The sequence below is a fragment of the Clostridium sp. AT4 genome (assembly GCF_001517625.2).
Classification (GTDB): Bacteria; Bacillota; Clostridia; order Lachnospirales; family Lachnospiraceae; genus Enterocloster.
The window spans coordinates 516,341-536,807 of sequence record NZ_LN999827.1; the positions used below are offsets into that span (position 1 = coordinate 516,341).

Here is a 20,467-nt window from a genome sequence, read left to right on the forward strand (position 1 = left end):
CCTGCGCTTTTTTATGATTATATTTCTATCATACAGCTGCCGCAGGGCTCCAGATCCACTTCCTTTACGGCACCGCCCAGGGTGATCTTCAAGTGCTGAGGCCGATCAGAATTATTGACTGCCACTGCCTTTCCTGAACAGTGGAAATAGGCTGCTTCACAATATATGTTATCTCCCAGCTGCGCTTTTTCCTCTTCCTTTCCCGCTGCCTTTAAGAGCAGTTCCAGAAGAAAACGGCTGTTTTCAACGCTGTATGTAAAATGTGACAGGTAAATGCCGCAGCCCTTTCCATAAGGGTGATAGGTCAGCTTAGGGCTATGTACCTCTTCTCCAATCGGGCTGTAGGCCACATCCTCCGCCAACACCTGTACATTAAAATCTGTAAGATAAATACCTTCCGTTCCTTTCAGGCTTCCTGCAATCGAATCAAGCTCTTTTTTGCTGAATACACTGTCATCTCCAAAGAATTTCTCTGCCTTTTTATAAGAAATCCGCCCATGACAGCACCGTTCGCCCGTATCCTGATCTACGCCCAGCACATCTGCAAGACGGAAATTCGTCATATATCCTTTTATCATAGAAGGCTGGCATACTCCCAGGATACATCCGCCCTCCTCTGCATAGCTTCTGAGTTTTTCCAGTACCCGGCTGTCGTTCCACTGCTCTCCGCCGCTCCATGCGCTTCCTGCAAAGCCTGCATTGATAATTACATCATAGTCAGAAAGCTCCTGCTCCCTTATATCCTCAAAATCAATGTAATCCACCTTTACCGGCCAGCCGGACAATGCCTCATTGATATGTATCAGATCATTCTGCCAGGTCTCATGGAAATGGCCGGAAAGTGTCCAGGAGCGTGTTTTTCCCCAGGCAGTCAGCACTCCCACATGAAGGCGCAGAAGCTGGGGCTCTCCCTCCTCATGAAGAGCCTTTATGGCTCTGAATTCATCTGCAGTCCGGCTGATATATTCCACAAAATCAGGATAATCCTCTAACAGATGCAGGTACCCTCCCAAACCGATCCGGTCAATTTTTGCCCGGAGCATGGCTCTTCTTGCCGCAATCCAGTATTTTTCAGCATCTCTTTTGGGATCTCCATTTCCGGAAAAGGTAGGCGCCCCTCCAAGTCCCACAGGGAACAGATAGGGATGAAGGCGAACCTCATGAACCGGAGCGTCCACACCTGCACACAGGCGGACCTCATAGCCTGAAAAGATACATTTGATGATACCGTCAAATCCAAATTCTGTAAATGTTGGGAAATAAGGCTCCAGTCCTACCCAGCTGTCATCATAAAACACATAGGCCTCTTTTCCATAGGAATGAACCAGATCTACCAGCTGCTTTCCAAAAGAAATCACAAAACGGTTGGTGAATTTCATATAATCCAGCTGCTTTTTGCCGGGAGCCATATGAGTCGCGTGAAGGCGTCCCTGATTGATAAAATCCTCAGAGGTCAGGCCATAGCCGTATTCCTTCTCAAACTCCTTCAAAGCCCTGGGGCTTACGGTGAAGTCATAGGAGCCCCAGTCTGTGAAATGGTTTCTATGGCGTTCATCCTCTCCCCAGATCCAAACGAAGTTGTAGAAAAGAGAGGTAAAACGTACCACCGTGGTATCCGGATTTTCCCCGCACCAGTTTTTCAGCCAGGAAAGCAGATATTCCTGCGTATCCGGGTAACGGGGATCAACGGGCATCAGATGCTCTTTATCCCAGTGATTTGTAACATGATTATACATATTGATCTCTTCCCAGATCCGATATGCTAGGAAATTCACCGTATAATCGTGATATGCCCTGATTCCTGCAACCGTCACAGTGCCCTGCGCCTCATCAAAGGTCCACTGCTCTCTGGGAACCTCTACATTGTCCGTGCGGTCAAACACCTGCCAGAATTCCAGAGAATCCTCTGAACCATTTACAAGAAACTGCTCCTTAAAATAGCCGTCCAGAAGGCCGATTATTACTGTATCTGCTTTTGCAGTTTTGGGAGCAGACATGAGAAATGTCTGCTGCAGACGGTCCATATGGGCTCTGGCCCATTCATTGTGGTCCCGGATGATGCAGATCGTGGAATAGATCTCATAGCCTGCATTTACGATTTCATCTGAAAGCCTGGTTCCGTCTGAATCACGGATCACATCTGCCCCCCATTGATCTGCCAGCTCCAGTGTCAAAGCCTCGCAGCCTGCCTCTCCCGGAAGTGTAAAGCTGCCCTTTGTATGCGGATATTTTGTATGTTCCATTTTCTCTGCCTGCCCTTTGGCACTCTCCCTCCTACAGCGCTCCGTCGCCTGTAAATTTTTCATAATTAAGGACCGTACCGAAGAATGCCAGCGCCATTCCCTGGCCCCATCCCTGGATCCAGCGTTTGGAAATGCTCCGGTATCCCTCTCTGTCCTTCATCACTGCTGTTCCGCCGGATACATTCATTACCTTTCCATCCTCAGAAATATTTTCCAAAATTCCTGTGATGGCTTTGTTAATATATTTAATATGAAGAGAATTTCCCTTTAACACCATAGCTGCTGCGATTCCGGCAGAGGCAGAAACCTCCTCATAGGACTCCGGATCATCCAGAATGGTTCTCCAGAGGCCATTTTCCGTCTGCAGCGTCTTTAAAACAGCCAGCTGTTCATTTAAACTTCCTACTATTTCCAGATACTTTGGATAGAGATAGCACTGAGGAAGGATATGAGCCACCTGAGACATGGTAAAAGCAGCCCAGCAGTTGGCTCTTCCCCAGTAAAATCCGCTCATGTGATCCTTTGCAATATTGTCATATCCATGATACCAGAGGCCGGTGCGCTCATTCTGCAGATACTGGATATGCCAGTACCACTGGTTTAAAGCATCCTCCACCAGTTCTGGATGTTCAAACATAACGCCTGCCCGCAGCATGAAAAATGCAGCCATAAACAGGGTATCTGCCCAGCACTGCTCCGGAAAATCATTATTTGCAGATACTGTGTGCTGAAGAACATGATCCCCAAAGCGCAGAGCATGGTTTGTGAGGTAATCCAGCTTATCGTCTATGATCTTTTTATAAGTCTCATCACCCGTTTCCTTATAGAGCGTCAGAAGCACATGACCCATGGCGCAGGTATTTACCGTAAAGTCCGGAAGCCCTAGGCTGATCAGCTCATCTACCCTCTCTTTTACCATATCAAGGTACTTCTTATTTCCTGTCGCTTCATAGGCCTCCGTTATGCCGTAATAAGCTACACCGCAGGGCCAGTCCCAGGTCATATCCATGTTCATGGTGCGCTCTGCCACTTTGTCTACAACCGCCTCAAGCTGAGCTTTATCATAGTTCAGTTTCATTTTCCTTTCCTTTCTGTACCGGGCAATTTTGTGTCTATACCTCGGTTTTTGTCCATTTTAATACGGTATTTTCTCTTTTTCTATCACTATATTGCTCTTTTATCATCCCTTTAGTCCAGATGTGCTGATTCCCTCTACCAGATATCTCTGGAAGAAAATAAAAATCAGAACGGAAGGAAGAATAGAAAGAGAGGCCATGGCAAACATGGCACCATAGTCGGAGGATGAGCCGGGATCGCAGAACAGTTTTAATGCCAAACTCACCGGATACTTGGCTGACTTATTTACATAAAGCAGTGCGGAAAGGAAATCATCCCATCTCCACATAAAGGAGAAAATCCCAGCTGTAACAAGAGCCGGTTTAATCAGAGGCAGGATGATCTTTGTAAAAATAGATACATAAGAACAGCCGTCAATCTTTGCGGCCTCATCCAGATCTCTTGGGATTCCTGAAATAAAGTTAGAAATCAGGTATACGAAAAAGCCCTGGATAGCAAAGAAATAAGGAACGATCAGCGGCATATAGCTGCCCACCCAGTTAAGTTTCTGATACCACAGATACTGAGGGATCATAAGAACCTGGGCCGGAAGCATCATGGATAAAAGCATGGCGGAAAACAGAAGCTTTTTCCCCTTAAACTTAAATCTGGCAAATCCGTAAGCAACGATGGCAGAAGAGATCACTGTTCCAATGGTAGCCACTACTGAAATAAACAGGGAATTTTTAAAAAATGTGGCGAATGTTACCTTCGCAAAGCCTTTCCAGCCATTTATATAATTTTCAAAGGTAAATGTTTCCGGAATCAGGCTTCCTGCTGTCTGAAAAATGGTATTGGTTGGTTTAAAGGAGCTCATTACCATCCAGATCAGAGGATAAATCATAACCAGGCCAACAGCAAATACCAGTATATGATAGATAACCGCTTTGACTGCTCTTTTCTCTTTCATTGCTTAACCCTCCTCATATACCCAGAATTTTTTGGTTGCAAACAGCAGCAGTGTAATAGCTCCGATAATAGCAAGCATTACCCAGGCTAAAGCAGCACCGTAGCCGGTATTGTAAAACTCAAAGGATTGCTGATACATATAAACGGTGTAAAACAGCGTGGAATTCATGGGCTTTCCCTGGGTGATAATGTAGCTCTGAGTAAATGCCAGAAATCCATTGATCATCTGCATCACCAGATTAAAGAAAATGGTAGGAGTAAGAAGAGGAAGGGTAATCCTGAAAAACTTCTGGATTCCATTGGCTCCATCTACCTCTGCCGCCTCATAAAGCTCCTTTGAAATCTGCTTTAACGCAGATAAAAAAATCAGCATGGAGGATCCAAACTGCCATACAGCCAAAAGAATCAAAACCCAGATGGCAGTTTTTGTATTTCCCAGCCATGCAAAGGTAGTTTCAATTCCTACAGCGCCCAGCAGACGGTTAACTACACCATCCGTAGCAAACATTCTCTTCCACAGAATCGCCACAGCTACGGAACCTCCGATAATAGATGGAAGGTAGTAGGCTGCACGATAAAAGCCGCTCATCTTTGAATTTTTTAACAGCAGCATTGCTACGATCAGCGCAAAGACCAGTCTTAAAGGCACAGATACCAGTGCAAAATAAAAGGTAACGCCGATTGCTTTATAAAAGGTCTCATCCTGAAACATCTTCACAAAATTATCCAGTCCTGTAAATACAGGCGGAGAAAGAATATCATATTTGCAGAATGAGTAGTAAAGGGATATTCCCATTGGTACGATCATAAACAGCAAAAATCCAATGGTAAATGGAAGGGTGAAAATAATACCTGCCGTACTTTCTTTGCTTAAGGCTTTTTTGAATGGATTCATCCTATTTCCTCCTCTAAAAACTTCTGCCTGCATACGTTTATAACCGCAGCAGGCAGAACCCTAAGAAACCTGTTTTATTTCTATTTCTGAAAATGAAATTTATTATTTGGAAGCCATAATCTCATTTCCTTTAGTAAACAGCTCCTGTGCTGCCTCCTCTGATGTCATCTGGCCATATGCCACCTTCTCCTCTAACTGCAGCAAAAGCTCTGTAACCTCGCTGGAGCCGTTTGGCATTGGAGGATCAATCTGTGAAGAAGCAGGTGATACAACCTCATTGATAAACTTAATACTTTCCTGAATCGCAGGATCAAGGCTTGGAGACAGTTCGGCAGCTACCTTCTCAGACAGCGGCACTCCGCGTTCTGCCAAAAGAATATTGTTTGCATCCATACTGTTGATCCAGTAGTCGATAATCTTTACTGCTTCCTCCGGATTTGCTGCATTGGCAGATACAGAGAAAAACTGAGCAGGCTTCAGGAAATCCGATTTAGCCGGATCAGCAGAAGGCCAGGTAGTAATGCCGATTTCAGGCATATCCTCCGGCTTGCAGTTCTCATATGCCCCAATCTGATTAGACCAGCAGAATACACACCAGGATCTGGAATCTTCACTTGCACCATATACGAAAGGATCCTGTTCTACAGAGCCTGGGGTAATCTCAGCGTAGATGCTCGGATCTACATGCCAGCCTTCCTTTACGCCATCCTCAAATACCTTAAAAATGGGTACAAATTCATCTGCGCTTTCCACATTTAATTTGCCTTCACCATACATAGAATGACCGTTTGCACGAATCATGTACTGGACGATTTCCTGCGTTACGCCGTATGCCATATTGGTACGGTAGCCTGTTTTTTCCTTAACAGTTTTGCAGACCTCAATAAACTCATCCAGAGTCATATTATCCTTGATCGTAACACCTGCTGCATCTGTTACTGCCTTGTTGTACAACAGGGCCGGTGCGTTAATGCCAATGGGTACGGCATAAAGCTTTCCGTCTACCTTACCGGAATTTAAAACATCTGCATTCGCATCATCCAGGTTCAGAGTACCATCTTCCACATAAGGAGTCAGGTCTAAAAGCAAGTTATTCTTTGCATACTGATCCAGATATGCATAATCCATCTGAACTACATCCGGAAGGGAATTTCCTGCAGATGCAGTTGCCAGTTTATTCCAGTAATCACCCCATTCAGAAAACTGTCCGTCCAGTGTAACTCCTGGATTCAGCTCTGTATATTTATCTAATGCTGCCTGCGTTCTTTCATTGCGGACCTGATTGCCCCACCATGCAACAGTCAGGCTCTTTTCACCACCATCCGCTGCTTCAGAACCGGCTGCTTCTGTCTTGGCTGCTCCATCAGCCGAAGCCTCTTCTTGCGCTCCTCCTGAACACCCAGTCAGACTCATTGCGGCCATCAGACCTGCCATCACCAGTGCAATGTTTCGTTTTTTCATAAGACATACCCTCCTGTTTTATTGTGCATCCGCTGTCTGCACCTTTAAGCTTCGTTTCAACTGCTGATTTTATTATACTCCTCCCTTTTCCGATTCCGTGATAGGTAAAACCGATATTCGTGTTCAAAAAACAGACCTGTTTTCTGTATTGATTGCATAACTTCTGATTTATATGTATACTAAATCCTGTTACAGAATTACACATCTTTTACAGGAAAGGCATCCCTTATGAGCTATGGTTCCCACGGTTTTATATCCTTTGCAGCCCGTTCAATCCGGTATCGATTAAACAATCTTCCTTTATTTCAGAAGATACTTTTTATTGTGTTAAATAATGTATTTCTCATTATGGTTCTCTCACTCTTTGGTCTACGCCTATACACAGGAGCCTACAATGAACTTCTTTATAAGACCACAGCCGGCAATCTGACCCACTCAGCCTATACGATTTCTGACAGCCTGAAAAGTATTGAAAACGTATCCTCTACCATCCTTGCTGCTCCAGAAATCCAAATTTCTCTCTCTGCTATTGCAGAGCTCAATGACCGGGCCGCCTGGACAAACGCCAACCGGGTCATCATCAATTCTCTTCAGACCTATCATTCCTCTGTAAAAGACAACGGCGCATCTTTTCTGATGATCCAAAATGAACATTTCCATAATTCTACTTATACCATGTGGAAAAGCAAGCTTTCCGAAGAGCGCCTTCAGGAGGCTATCGAGGTGGCTGAACAAAAAAAGGGCGCTGTGGTATGGATCCCCGCTGATCCCGGAAGCAATGCCCTCCTCATGAGCCGCGAAATCCGGAAGGTAGATAATCTTTCTCTGAAGCATCTGGGAACTCTGGTGGTTTATGTAGATTTAAATAATATTATCCGCAAGGCAAACGCTGCTGCGACTCAATACTCCGACAGCCAGTATATTCTTTGCAGCAAAGACCAGAAAATCTATGTGCCGGAAGAATTTTCTGATTCTCTTGCGGACAAGATCATTTCTTCCTCTTCAGAAAAATACCAAACGTTAAAACTGGATTCTCATACCTATTTTACAGTGCATAATACGATTCCCGGTTACGGACTGGAATACTACAGCCTGGTTTCCTATGATGAAATCATACATACCCTTCACACCTCTGCGGCATTTATTCTTTTTATCCTGTTTGCAGGCGTTGTCCTGATTGTTTTTATTTCCTATTGCCTGATCCGCTCTATTTTAAAACATTTTAAAATTCTGCTGAAAAAAATGGACAAATTCAGCCGGGATGAAGCAGCGCTTTTAAGTACAAAATACGATTCCGAATATGCCTACCGCAAGGATGAAATCGGGCGGCTCCATCAGGGTTTTGAACGTATGACCGCACGAATCCAAAATCTGGTAAATACAAATTATGTTAATGAAATCCTTGCAAAAGAGGCACAGATTAAAGCCTTAGAATCCCAGATCAATCCCCATTTTCTCTACAATACGCTGGAATCCATCAACTGGCGGGCAAAGGCGGTCAACAATCGGGAGATTTCTCTTATGACAGAATCCCTTGGCTCTCTTCTGAGAGCTACTTTAAGCAACAAAAAATCTCTTGTTACACTGTCCTATGAGCTTAATCTGATTCTGTCCTATATCACGATCCAGCAGATCCGTTTTGAGGAACGCCTGGACTACCGGGAACAGGTTCCCGATGGACTGAAAAATGCCTTGATTCCTCCCCTTACGCTGCAGCCTCTGGTAGAAAACGCCATACACTATGCCTTAGAAGAAATGACTGAAACCTGCTATATTACCATTTTAGCTGCAGAAACAGATAAAACAGGAAAAAACGGGGAGCGCTGTATCCGCATCTCTGTAACGAACAGCGGCTCAAGCTTTGATGAAGATCTCCTGGAACTGCTTAAACAGCATAAAAAACAGCCCAGCCGTTCCGGAATTGGTCTTTTAAATATTGACAAACGTATTAAACTGTTATTTGGTGAAGACTATGGTTTGTCCCTGTTTAATCAGGAAGACTGCGCCGTAGCATCCATTACTATTCCATATCGCACGGAGGAAACTGTCTCATGTTAAAACTTATTATTACTGATGATGAACGCATCATACGTGAAACCATTTCCACAATTATCAATTGGAAGCAATATGATATTGAACTGGTAGGCCTTTGCAAAAATGGTCTGGAAGCCTATGATACAATCCTGGATGAAACGCCGGATATTGTATTGACTGATATAAGAATGCCCGGAATGGACGGTCTAGAGCTGATTCGTCGGATTTCCGAAACAGATCTGAACACCCAGTTCATTATCCTCTCTGGTTACGGAGAATTTGAATATGCGAAAATGGCCATGAAATATGGAGTCCGCCATTATCTGCTCAAGCCCTGCAGTGAAGTGCAGATTCTTGAAAGCATACAGGAAATTGCTCAGGACTGTTACCGAAAAAGCAGTCTGGAACGCTCCTATCCCGCTATGAGCAGTATAAGGCACAATGTTATTTTTACAATCCTTAACAATGCCATCTGCCAAAACCGTCCTTATGATGAAATTATGCGCGCCTATGATCCGTATATGGATTTTTATTTTTCATCCTATCATCTTTTCTATATCTATTTTCTGGAACAGAAGGATCTGGAGGAGTTTTTACAGCAGCTTAAACCCTATGCTGACAGCCATTTTCCCGAAGTTACCATACATGGCATCTACGTCAACTGTACGCTGCTGCTGTTTTTTAAGGAATTTGCAGGAAATTATCAGGATCTGTCCCAATTTTTTTCCAGCATAAAATTCCCCGGACGCAGCCCTTCCCTTGAAACAGAGGATTTGTCCTTTAAAAATCTTCAGACTCTTCTGGAAACTGTTTTAGATAAAGTAAAACGTTTCAGTATGATCTACTATATCAATGACTTCCGCATCCTATCCAGCTGCAACTACAGCTTCATTATGGAAGAAGCGGAAAAACAGCTGTCAGAGGCTTTGCAAACTGGACGAACAGAGTCTGCCGACAGTCTGATTAACTTGCTTTCAGAAGTAACTGATCTGTCATTTCTCAAGCAGCTTTCCAATTCCCTGTTGCTGAAAATCACAGCTTCTGACAACCGTCTTTCCACCATTGATCTGACGGAATGGCTTTTAAATGTAAACAGAGAACGGAATTTAGAGCAGCTTAAGCTTACCCTTGCAGAAAAGCTGAGAAAGCTTTTATCGGCTAAGCCTCAGACTTCCTCCATCAGCGCCATGACCCAGCAGATCTGCGACTATGTAAACGAACACCTCTCTGATCCCAACCTGACCTTAAAGCGGATTGCAGAGCAGCATCTGTTTATGAACACAGACTATGTCAGTAAAAAATTTCAAAAGGAAACTGGCACCCGTTTTTCCAGCTATCTCACCGATGTCCGAATCGAACGGGCCAAACAGCTGCTTGTCTCTGCCGAAAGCGATAAGATTCAGACCATAGCAGAGCAGGTGGGCTGCGGAAACAGTCCGCAGTATTTTTCTCAGCTGTTTAAGAAAAAAACCGGCATGACCCCCAGTTCCTATATAGCCCGCCTTCACGGTGAAGGGTGAGATTTTTTATACTGCATAGGAGTCTGAGCGGTAGCCTTGCGGAATACCCGTTCAAAATAGGGAAGGCTTCCAAATCCTGTTTCCATTGCTATCTCTGTCATAGTCAATGACGTCTCCCTGAGCAGAATCTGGGCCTTTTTAATGCGGCAGATATTTTGATATTCATTGACTGTAAAACCTGTAACTGTTCGGAAAATCCGTGTCAAATAGGAACGGCTGATAAAAAAATGGGCTGCCAGATCATCTAGGCAGAGTTTTCCTGCGGAATGATTCTGCAGATAAATCGCAATTTCATGAACCTTCTGATACATTCCCGTATGAACTATATTGGTCTGTCCTGGCTCCTTCCATCCTTCCGCCTCTGCCCTGCTTCTGGTTCGTATCAGAATCAGAAGCAGCTGAGCCGTATACAGCCGCACCATCCCCTCCGCCGTTCTCTTTTCCGTATCTGACCATCCGGGTGCACTTTGGGACATACTCATTTCGTTTTTTACCTTTTCCAGCTGCTCCAGCACCTGTTTCCATTCGCCGTCCGAAAAACAGGTAATTCCCCGATACTGCTCTCCAAACTCCAAAAGTCCCCGGAAACCGCAAAGTTTCAAAAGGCAGCTTAAAGCTTCTCCCTCTAGCTGCAAAAGAAACCGGTGATGACTTTTTCCGTTTCCTGCCGGACAGGTTTTATGAATCTGGTTTTGATCGACCAGAATCGCCATCTGCTCCTTCATGTGATAGGTATCCTGCTCTACAAAGTAAAACCGCTCTCCTTCTAAAAGGAAATACAGCTCCAGACTCTGGTGAAAATGACGGCTTACCATGGAAAAACTGTGCCTGCGCACTGCTTCTTCTGCAAAAATACCGGAAATCTCCTCCTGAAATAAAATTTCCGGTTCCTCTCCCAACTGTTCGGAGGTGAGATAGATCGTATCCTTTTCTGTATTTTCTCCCATCTTCTGACCTGCCTACTTTATTTTTCTGCTATTATACTGCAAGTTCTTCCGATTTTCTACGCTTTTTGTAGCCGATTAGATAATAACATTAAAAAATCATCTGATTTTATTAGCATTCACCACATCCATTGAGTAAAATATAAATCAGCAAATACTTATAAACATTCGTACAGAGATTTTTAGGAGGGTAAGATCATGAACTACAGCAATAACAAAGTATCGGATATTCAAATTGCCTATATCGGAGGCGGTTCCAGAGGCTGGGCCTGGACCTTTATGACGGATCTGGCTCTGGACGATCAGATCAGCGGAACCATCAGACTTTATGACATTGACCGTCAGGCAGCGGAAAACAACGCAGTGATCGGAAATCACCTTATGAGCCGGGAGGACGCAAAGGGTGACTGGAAATTTGAAGTAAAGGACAGCTTACAGGATGTTCTGACAGGCTGTGACTTTGCCGTTATCTCCATCCTTCCAGGTACCTTTGATGAAATGGCGTCCGATGTTCATCTTCCCGAACGCCTCGGCATCTATCAGTCTGTAGGCGATACTGCCGGCCCCGGAGGAATGATCCGCGCTCTGCGCACGATTCCTATGTTTGTAGAAATCGCAGAAGCCATCCGGGATTACGCACCGGACTGCTGGGTTATCAATTACACCAACCCCATGTCCCTGTGTGTAAAAACCCTTTATCATGTATTCCCTGAGATCAAAGCCTTTGGCTGCTGCCATGAGGTATTTGGCACACAGAAGGTATTAAAGGGAATCTACGAGGAAGAAACCGGTGACACGATTGAAGACTGGCACGATGTTCATGTAAATGTAGTGGGAATCAATCATTTTACCTGGTTTACAGAAGCAAACTATAAGGGTGTTGATCTTTTCCCCGTATATAAAAACTATATTTCCAAACACTTTGAAGATGGCTATGAACTTGAAGGTGAAAACTGGATGAATTCTTCTTTCAAATGCGCTCACCGGGTAAAAATGGATCTCTTTAACCGTTTCGGTCTCATTGCTGCCGCAGGCGACCGCCATCTGGCTGAATTTATGCCCGGAAACGAATACCTGAATGATCCAGAAACCGTACATTCCTGGAAATTCGGCCTGACTACCGTGGACTGGAGAAAGAACGATTTACAGAAGCGCCTGGAGAGAAGCCACAGACTGGCAAATGCTGAGGAAGAAGTAACTTTAGAGCCTACAGGTGAGGAGGGCATCCTCTTAATCAAAGCCCTTTGCGGTCTGGATCGTTTTGTAAGCAATGTAAACATCCCCAATACAGCCCTTCAGATCCCCAATCTGCCTGCTAACGCCCTGGTGGAAACGAATGCGCTCTTTGACTTAGACAGCATTCATCCGGTTGCCGCAGGTGCACTTTCTGAAGACGTGAAAGCTCTGATCATGCCTCATGTAGAAAACCATGAGCGCATCTTAAAGGCTGCCCTTACCTGTGACGAAGAACTGGTAGTAACCGCCTTTATGAACGATCCGATCGTAAAGGGCAAAAATCCTTCCGAACAGGAAATCCGGGAACTGGTTCACGATATGCTTGTAAATACAAAAGCTTACCTGCCGGAGGGTTGGAAGCTGTAAAAACAGGCTTATTTCCACACAAACCGCAGATCCGCAATCCGTACCTCATCTCCCGGATTCAGTTCTGCGGTTTCATTGGCCGCCAGCAAAACACCTGCTACGGTAGTTCCGTTCGTAGAGTTTAAATCAGTGACTGTAATTTTGTCTTCTGTACGGTCAAGGCGGAGATGAAACCGACTGACTGTTTTATAATCGAGAACATAATCTGCCAGTTCTTTATGCTTCCCAATAACAAAGGGATAATAGGGAATTTCTATGGAGGATATTTCCGGATGGAGGGCTGTAAGGCCGTGACACTCTTCTGCTTCCGGATGGACGGACAAAACCGTAGTCTGGAAATCCTCCGGAGGCGGGGAAGCTATTGAAGCAGCGTTTGTTCTTAAAGAAGACTCTGTACTGCTGTTTTCTATTTCTTCCTCTGCCCCCTCCTCATCTTCATACAGAATACGCCAGGGATCCTCTTCATCCCTGGTATTTTTTATCTGTTTCTCTGTATCCGCCGGTTTCTTTTCTCTTCTTTCCCAGAAAATGACTGCCAAAATCGTAAAAACCTCTGCCACAGCTGCGCCTATGACCAGATAAAAGCTGAGATTTAAAAGTGTTTCTATTCCTCTCAGAAACCAGATTCCCAGAGAGATCAGGCTGAACATGCCTGCTGTGGCTGCCATACGTTTTAAAAGCTGTTTTCCAATATTTTTTTCAGACTGCCTTTTCTTTTCGCATAATTCAGTCTGTCCGGCAGCCTCCTGCGGTAAATCCGTGGAAGTTTGCCGCGGCAAAGCTGTTTTATTCGATCTTCCTTCTGCTTTTTGCAATGCTCCCGAAGTATCCCGTACTTCATCCTCCCCGGTCTTTTGTATCCCCTTAATCCGTTCCGCCTTTTGACCAGCCTCCTGCGGCGGACGGCCTGTTTTCTCCTCAGCCACAATCTTTACCAGATCTTCAATCCCATAATTTTCCTTTAAGCTCTCCTGATACAAACCATAAGCCAATACCACACAGTCCTTGTCCCTATGATCCACATGTTTTAAAAGGTATTGGAGAAAATGGCTGAGTTCTGCTGCAAAATCTCCCTTTCCTCCCGGAACTGCACAGAGCCCTATTTCAAAACGCTCTGGTTCCGCATAGATCAATTCCGGCGTTAGAAGAATCCCTCCACTCTCTAAAAGATATTTTTCCATCTCCTCCAAAGCCCGGTAAAGCTGCCAGAACAAACTTCTGACCTGCTCCCCTGTCATTGCATGAGTTTCCAATATCCGCTCCAGCGGCTGGCGGGATGTGATATCGTAACAGTAAATTTCCCTTCCTTCTTCATAACGCACTCTCATGGGAAGCAGTCCCCGGATTCTGTTCTGTTCCAGCATTCCTGCCTCCCAGGCTCCCTTTTCCCTCTGCTCCTCATCTTCTGTTTCAATGGTAAGATAGCTGCGCTTCATCTCACGGATATAGCTGATCTTCATCCTCTTCCCCCAGTTTCTCTATCAATGTAATCTTCCGCAGAAATGTTTCCGGGCGAAAGCGTCGGAGCCGGATCTCCTTTTCCCAGTTTTCTGCCCGCCCTGCCGCACGAATCCATTTCCCCTCTTCTCTCAGAGAAAGCCGGTCATCCTTCATGTGGAGCCTCAATCCTTTGTTTTTCTGAAAAAAGGCCTCTATTTCTTCTAAATCCACAGTTTTCTCATGACGTGCCTTTTCTGCCGCCTCATGAACGGTCATTGCACACGATACCTGATCATGGATTCTGCCTGCCTCTGTAATGATCGTACCAATCCCAAATAAAATCACTGCCATCACACCGGCTGCTTCCACGGTAAAGCTTCCCTTTAAATGCTTTTCCATTTTCCTGCCTCCCCTCTGTCACCAAAAAAGTAAAAACACCGCTGCCAAAAGAACAAAGGGTAAAAAGGGAAGGCGTTCCTTTCCCCGATCTGCTGCTTTATCTCCTTTCCATATCCGACGAACCATGAGAAAGGAGCTCACAGGAAAACACAGCAGAAGACTGGCACTAAAAAGAAATACTGTCTTTATAAACCCCAGATAACATCCGGCAGCCAGAAAGAAAAAACCATCCCCAAGACCCACGGCCTCCTGGGTAACATAGGCCAGGGAAAGAAGAAAGATCCCTACACAGGCCGCTCCCAGCAGCTGTAAAACAGCATAGGCCGGAGTACAAACTGCCCTCCAGCTGCCCAAAGCACCCGATACAGCCGCAAATCTTCCTGCCTGCAAGAGAATCCCCGTGGCTCCTCCAACAATGAACGTTCCGATATGAATGGAACCCCATTTTAAATCCTGCCAGGCCGCCAGAGCTGTGAATGTCCAGAAAGCTGTTACGATTGCTGTTTCAAACCACTGTTCCATTATTTGCTTCCCCTTCCGCAATAACTGCACTCCCCCAGATGCTCCACTTCGCTTAAGGGCACGGTCTGCACATACGCACGAATCGCCCCGCACTGTCCCGTACTGTGATATCTTGTTCCCCATGGCATGATAAAAAAAGGCCCTTTTGAATCAGCCGCTTTGCAGGATGGACATGGATAATACCGTTTCCCCTCCTGATTACGCAGTCCATCCATCTCACCTGCCTGCACCTGTTTTAAATCATTAAACAGATAATGACAGTTCCTGTTTCTATGATACCGTGTCGAATTACGGCCAACATAAACCATTTCCTCCATTTCGTCCTCTCCCGGCAGCAAATTTCCCTTTCGGTTTCCCTCTGCTCCGGTCCACAGACGTCTGACACACACCGCTTCTGCCTTTATGCTGTCTATACGAAATACAGAAAATGGAAGCGGCATCCTGTATGTCATTACAATACGAACCATGTCATTTTCTATAGCTGTTCTCATAAACGAAACATCTCTGACCCATTTTTTATCTATCCGTCCCAAAACCATTGCTTCAATCCCTGCCTGGGCAGCAAATCCAAAAATATCTTTCATACCATCTGGGGCCAGCTCATCCCTGCTCTCATCCATCTGCCCCTCTCTTTCCTTTCCCAAAAGCCAGGCGCTGTATGCATACTGGCTGATTTCTTCCCCCACAGTTTCTACCGCTGCCTGAATCTGTCTCTGCCGGTCCATCATCCTCATAGGGATCAGAAGTATGACACAGAGAAACACAAACAAAGGAAATACCAGTGCCGCCTCCAGCGTCAGACTGCCGCGGATTCGATTGCCCGCATGATATTTCTTTATATGACAAGGAATCCGTTTCATCTGAAAGGCCCATGAGGATACTCTCTTTTCGGAAACTCGGATCCTTTTTAAATAGTTCTGCATATCTGTGTCTGTTCGTACTTGGAGAGGTGCGATTTTCATTGAATGATGGTTCTGACAGGTATGTTCCTGATGGATCATTGATCGTAAGGAGTAGCGTGTTATATGAAGTTGTATTGGATTCCGAAAAAAGAGCATCCTCATGAGCCTCCTTTCCTAAAAATTATCTGTTTTATTCATCATCCAGATAGCTGCCGGAAACAGCCATCCGTATTTTTTGTCTGTCTTTCCACGGACCGCCGGAAAAAAACACAGGTTTTCCACAAAACTCCGCTTCCATTTCCACCATGCAGGTACAACCTGCCATGCAGAAATCCGGTTGTTCCGTTCTGAGTTCTGTCTGTATCACATCCATCATACGGTAAACCCGTTCTTCACTGTATCCGCCAAAAAGCATCAGCCGAAGATAGCCTTTGTGATCCAGACCATCTTCCTCTTTCTCCCCTTTCCCTATCCCATCCGGCAGACGGCCTTTGGCCCCCAGATCAAGAAGGCCCTGTAAATCCAGCTTCCACTGAGAACTGCTTTTTACAAGAGGTACCTTTCCGCCTTCCAAAAGACAGCGCACATCCGCCAGCGCCTCCCCCAGCGCCCAGACCGTCATAATGAAAAATGACAATACCGCTGCAAGCGGAGCCATCCCTGTACCTCCTGCAATCACTATGGCAAGGGAGCGGGCTTCCTCCCTTTTAACAGGATCCCTCAGAATATGAGCCAGATTCATCCCCTGGCGCAATGCTGTCAGACGAAGGACAGAAGCCTCCAGATTCTCCCTGTCTTTCTCCTTCCCATACAGAATATACTCCAGCTGGTAAAAGGATGGCGGCTCTGGCTTAAAGGCAGAAAAATAACGGATCCCGTATTCAGACACGAGAAGGCGGTCCAAAAGAGTTTGTACGCCAAGGTTACGCTTCCCTTCTCCGGCTGGATTACCTGGTGTTCTCTCCTTTGAAGGAAACCCATTCAGCTTTAAACTGCGCCCTGATACGACCGTCCCTTCCGGAAGTACCAGTTCCAAAATCCCTTTGGACGCCAGATCGCCGATCCGTTCCAGCCATCCCTCCTTTTCCTTATCCTTTACGCCAAATTCCATTCCCAGGCTCAGCATGGGATATCGTGAAAAATGACTGCGCACCGGGGCCCACAGAGCTTCTTCATCCAGTTCGTCATCTTCATCATCCGGCTCCCAGCTGTCAATATAATCCATGACATCCTCCGCTTCCCGGATAATATTTTCCAGAAAAAGGATATTTTCCTGGCTTTTTTCCCGTAAAGCCCCAATCTCCATCCGCCTCTGCCCATCCTTTTCGGTATATGTTTTATACTGGGCGAATTCCTCCCTTAAAGCCTCTCTTGATCCATCGCTCAGATCCTCTCTTGACTCAAAATCCTGCCGGCTTTCCTTCAAAGCTTCGTTTAAACGGTCCGCTCTCTTTTCATAGGCCGTTACCAGAGAAGGAAGCTTTTTTAATATTTTTATCATGCTCTCTGCCCTGCGGATCAAGCCGCTTCCATCCAGATCGTCCAGACAGCGCTTTCCCTGTTCCCAGTTCTGTCTTTGTTCTTCAAGCCTCCCGTTTATCTTTTCCAGCGCTGCCTCCACACGGACCGCTTCTCTGGTATGGCCTTCATAGCGGACAGAACAGACATTTATCCCCTCTGCATCCTTAAACTGGCTGAGCATTTCTCTGGCTCCATTTTCATCCATGCTGTCCCAGATCATGTCTATAAGCCCAAACTTCATATAGTCCAGGATTTCCTGCTCAAAGTAGGCTCCCTGTCCCTCTGTAAGCATTACTGCATCCTTCCTGTCTGTGTCCACAAGAGTTACCGGATACCAGTTTTCCGCCTCTGCATAAGGAGCAAAAAAATCGCCAAATTCCTGTTCCAGTCTTTCCTTTTCCCCTGTTTCAAGTCCCAGGATCCGGTAATTCTCCCACAGCCCCCTGTGGTACTGCGCCATCACCGAATCCATAGAAGAATCTGCCGCCATCTGCAGATACAATCTGGCTCCCGTCTCTCTGGCCGATTCCACAACTACCAAAAGAAGCGTCATGATACTGACCAGGATCATCGTGAGAAAGACCGTCACTTCCCCCCTGTACCTCATCAGTAAACCTCTTTGGATTTGCTGTTGATCTGTTTGAAAATGTTTTCCAGCAATGTATTGATCTGCTTCTTAAAAATGATTACAAGGCCTATAAGGACTACCAGTATCAGCACCAGCTCAATCACCCCCACGCCGGATTCATCTGCCGCAAACGCCCTAATGTCCTTTAAATTTTCTCTGTCCTTCTGTAATTCCATACGCTCTTTCCTCCTTCTCGTTTATTTGATCAATCTGTTCTTTATCCAAAGGCCAGCCAGGCAGGAACGGCAATCATTACCATTACTACTGCCAGCAAAAGAAACAGGGGAATTAAAAGTCTCGTTCCGGCTTCCTCCCCCAGCCGTCTGGCCTGATGTTTGCGCTGTTCAAAGGCATCTGCCATTTCCAGGCGCAGCCGTTCCCTTAAGCTTCTGGCCCCGTTTTTCCGGCTCTGCTCCAAAAGGGCAGCCAGCTTCATATACGGCTGCAGGCCACAGCGGCTTCCAAATTCATAAAATGCCTGACTTTCAGAAACACCGCTTTTTAACTGGCTCTCCGTCAGAACCATTTCTTCATATATATACCGCTTCTGGTGCACCCCATGTTCCACCGACCGGCGGTAATCAACAGCAATCCGTTCCCAGGCACTTCGGATACTCATTCCTGCCCCCAGAAAAATGATAAGACGCGATAAAACCTCTGAATAGTCAAGGAGCATCTGCTGTCTGCGGCGTTCCTCCTGTTTTTTCAGATCCACCGTTTCCTTAAGCGTTATCAAAAACGCTCCCGCCAGACCAAGTGCCGTAAGAGAAAGGATGGGCGGAAGCCCTCCCGGAATATCATAGCTCAGCCGATTCCCCTCCTGAAACTGAGGCAGGGAAAATGCACTTTCATACCGACTGTCCTGCTCCATCTCTTTTATCTGCTCTTCCAGATCTTTTGCAGCCCTCTGAACCGGCGTCATAAGAGGCGGTTTTATCCTTACAGGAATTTCATATTCTCTGGGCCAGTTCCCGTCTGTGAGCCGCACAAAAAGCACTGCCTGCTCCCCTTGCTCCGGCACTCCCTCCCCATGTATCTGTCCGTCTGATCCTAAAAGATCAGGAGAGCCGGATCGCCAGCTTAAATCTACCCCATATTCCGGGAGCTCTGAAATAAGCTTTAAAGGCAGCCGCACCTCTTCCAGTGAAGGATTATCCCCTAAAATATACCCCGGAAGTTCCCCTATAACCTGCTCATAAACTGCCTCAGCCTCCTTCTCTGTATATTGCTCTGCCTCAAGGATCAGTTCCAGACGCTCCGGCTCCCTGCTGTCTGCCAGCCCCCTTACTTCCAGCAGATATGTCTCTTCTTCCTGTCCCAAAGGATTTCTGTTTAAAATGTATCCGTCCTTTAAAACCGGATCAAATCCCCCTGAATACTGGGCTAAAATACCTAAAAACAGTCCTGCGGCCGCACATGCCAGCTGCTTTTTCCAGCGTGACATTGTTTCCCTTTTCCAGAAGCCTTCCCTTCTCCCACTCCATTTCTTCAATTCTTTGCCCCCTTATATCTCAATATCCAGAATCTTTCCAGACAGCATGACTGCTCCCATATAAAAAGCCAGACATAAGGTCATAATCAGTCTTCCCATCCAGGTTCCATACATAATGTCAAAAAATCCCGGAGAGGTGAAATCAATATAGAGAATCATTCCAAAAGGAATGCCATTCATGATTTTCTGTTCAAAGATCCGTGCCGCTGTCATGGTCTGTATTTCTTCCTGAACCTGGATCTTATCCCGGATTACCCCCGCGCTCTGCCGGATGATCTCTACCAGCTCCCCACCGCTTCTGCGGGCCATTCCAAATACCTGAGCAAAGTGATCCACATCCTGAATCCCGCTCCGTTCTCCAAATTCGGCAAGAAGCTGCTCCACCGGCCGGTTCATCCGAACCCCTGCTGCCAGACGTTCAAATTCTTCTGTGATCATAGCGTCTTTTCCGTACAGCGCTTCCAATTCCCGCACGCTCATAAAAAGACCATTTTCCAGCGAATATCCTGCGCTTAAAAAAGAAGATAAAACCTGGATCGCCTCTTTAAACTGCAGCGTCAGCTGCCGCAGCCTTTTCTTTTTCAGATCCTTCTTTTTATAAATAGGATACAAAAAACCAAGAGGCATAAGGAGAATAAAGGCAAAAAAACTCCGGTAAAACACATAGGCAGTAAGACCGCAAAGCCCCAGTCCGATTGCCGAAAGCCCCATATATTCTTTAGCAGACAAACGGTAAACCCGGTAATCCTCTCCATCCGGAGCCCGGGGCTTCGGGCTGCCCCGCAGGGAAATCCTCCTGCCTGGCTGCCCTTTTCTCCCGGTTTTCACGGCAGTTTTCT

At 45.9% G+C, this 20,467-nt stretch carries 17 protein-coding genes; 3 read left to right on the forward strand and 14 right to left on the reverse strand.

Annotated elements, in window-relative coordinates; translation table 11 throughout:
- Positions 1 to 17: 17 nt before the first annotated feature.
- The 5 genes from gnpA to BN3656_RS05610 all read right to left on the reverse strand — a co-directional run bounded on the left by gnpA (position 18) and on the right by BN3656_RS05610 (position 6,624).
- Positions 18 to 2,243, reverse strand: a complete 2,226-nt coding sequence (gene gnpA, locus BN3656_RS05590) for a 1,3-beta-galactosyl-N-acetylhexosamine phosphorylase (protein WP_066545052.1) — start codon at positions 2,241 to 2,243, stop codon at positions 18 to 20.
- Between the two features lie 31 nt (positions 2,244 to 2,274).
- On the reverse strand, positions 2,275 to 3,321 hold the full coding sequence (locus BN3656_RS05595) for a glycoside hydrolase family 88 protein (protein ID WP_066545053.1): 1,047 nt from the start codon (positions 3,319 to 3,321) through the stop codon (positions 2,275 to 2,277).
- Between the two features lie 102 nt (positions 3,322 to 3,423).
- Positions 3,424 to 4,269, reverse strand: coding sequence for a carbohydrate ABC transporter permease (locus BN3656_RS05600; protein WP_066545055.1), 846 nt, complete (start codon positions 4,267 to 4,269; stop codon positions 3,424 to 3,426).
- A gap of 3 nt (positions 4,270 to 4,272) precedes the next feature.
- A complete protein-coding gene (locus BN3656_RS05605) occupies positions 4,273 to 5,163 on the reverse strand; it encodes a sugar ABC transporter permease (protein ID WP_066545056.1) in 891 nt (296 codons plus the stop codon).
- 102 nt (positions 5,164 to 5,265) lie between these two features.
- Positions 5,266 to 6,624, reverse strand: coding sequence for an extracellular solute-binding protein (locus BN3656_RS05610; RefSeq protein WP_066545058.1), 1,359 nt, complete (start codon positions 6,622 to 6,624; stop codon positions 5,266 to 5,268).
- 228 nt (positions 6,625 to 6,852) lie between these two features.
- Here BN3656_RS05610 and BN3656_RS05615 point away from each other — a divergent pair, with 228 nt between their 5' ends.
- Both BN3656_RS05615 and BN3656_RS05620 read left to right on the forward strand, forming a co-directional pair.
- Complete coding sequence (locus BN3656_RS05615; protein WP_066545062.1) at positions 6,853 to 8,682, forward strand: histidine kinase; 1,830 nt, start codon at positions 6,853 to 6,855, stop codon at positions 8,680 to 8,682.
- Positions 8,676 to 10,178, forward strand: coding sequence for a response regulator (locus BN3656_RS05620; protein WP_066545064.1), 1,503 nt, complete (start codon positions 8,676 to 8,678; stop codon positions 10,176 to 10,178). The genes BN3656_RS05615 and BN3656_RS05620 overlap by 7 nt, the downstream gene beginning before the upstream one ends.
- On the opposite strand, the gene BN3656_RS05625 is transcribed toward BN3656_RS05620, so the two are convergent.
- Positions 10,163 to 11,125: an AraC family transcriptional regulator gene (locus tag BN3656_RS05625; protein WP_066545066.1), complete on the reverse strand. Its 963-nt coding sequence runs from the start codon at positions 11,123 to 11,125 to the stop codon at positions 10,163 to 10,165. The two genes, BN3656_RS05620 and BN3656_RS05625, sit on opposite strands and share 16 nt — an antisense overlap.
- A 195-nt stretch (positions 11,126 to 11,320) precedes the next feature.
- On the opposite strand from BN3656_RS05625, the gene BN3656_RS05630 reads away from it, so the two are divergent.
- Positions 11,321 to 12,724 carry an alpha-glucosidase/alpha-galactosidase gene (locus BN3656_RS05630; RefSeq protein WP_066545067.1) on the forward strand — a complete coding sequence of 468 codons (1,404 nt, stop codon included), beginning with the start codon at positions 11,321 to 11,323 and terminating at the stop codon, positions 12,722 to 12,724.
- A gap of 8 nt (positions 12,725 to 12,732) precedes the next feature.
- Here the strand turns inward: BN3656_RS05630 and BN3656_RS05635 are convergent, their stop codons facing one another.
- The 8 genes from BN3656_RS05635 to BN3656_RS05670 all read right to left on the reverse strand — a co-directional run bounded on the left by BN3656_RS05635 (position 12,733) and on the right by BN3656_RS05670 (position 20,456).
- Entirely contained in the window at positions 12,733 to 14,184 is a 1,452-nt protein-coding gene (locus BN3656_RS05635) for a DUF6382 domain-containing protein (RefSeq protein WP_066545068.1), read from the reverse strand.
- Entirely contained in the window at positions 14,162 to 14,563 is a 402-nt protein-coding gene (locus BN3656_RS05640) for a hypothetical protein (protein WP_066545069.1), read from the reverse strand. The genes BN3656_RS05635 and BN3656_RS05640 overlap by 23 nt, the downstream gene beginning before the upstream one ends.
- Before the next feature lie 18 nt (positions 14,564 to 14,581).
- Positions 14,582 to 15,085, reverse strand: coding sequence for a hypothetical protein (locus tag BN3656_RS05645; protein WP_066545070.1), 504 nt, complete (start codon positions 15,083 to 15,085; stop codon positions 14,582 to 14,584).
- Positions 15,085 to 15,945, reverse strand: a complete 861-nt coding sequence (locus BN3656_RS05650) for a pilus assembly protein (RefSeq protein ID WP_066545318.1) — start codon at positions 15,943 to 15,945, stop codon at positions 15,085 to 15,087. The genes BN3656_RS05645 and BN3656_RS05650 overlap by 1 nt, the downstream gene beginning before the upstream one ends.
- Positions 15,946 to 16,177: 232 nt before the next feature.
- On the reverse strand, positions 16,178 to 18,115 hold the full coding sequence (locus BN3656_RS05655) for a DUF5702 domain-containing protein (RefSeq protein WP_066545071.1): 1,938 nt from the start codon (positions 18,113 to 18,115) through the stop codon (positions 16,178 to 16,180).
- A complete protein-coding gene (locus tag BN3656_RS05660) occupies positions 18,115 to 18,312 on the reverse strand; it encodes a Flp1 family type IVb pilin (RefSeq protein WP_066545073.1) in 198 nt (65 codons plus the stop codon). Before BN3656_RS05660 ends, BN3656_RS05655 begins: the two co-directional genes overlap by 1 nt.
- Before the next feature lie 41 nt (positions 18,313 to 18,353).
- Entirely contained in the window at positions 18,354 to 19,628 is a 1,275-nt protein-coding gene (locus tag BN3656_RS05665; protein WP_242962944.1) for a hypothetical protein, read from the reverse strand.
- 12 nt (positions 19,629 to 19,640) lie between these two features.
- On the reverse strand, positions 19,641 to 20,456 hold the full coding sequence (locus BN3656_RS05670) for a type II secretion system F family protein (protein ID WP_337434217.1): 816 nt from the start codon (positions 20,454 to 20,456) through the stop codon (positions 19,641 to 19,643).
- Positions 20,457 to 20,467 lie beyond the last annotated feature (11 nt).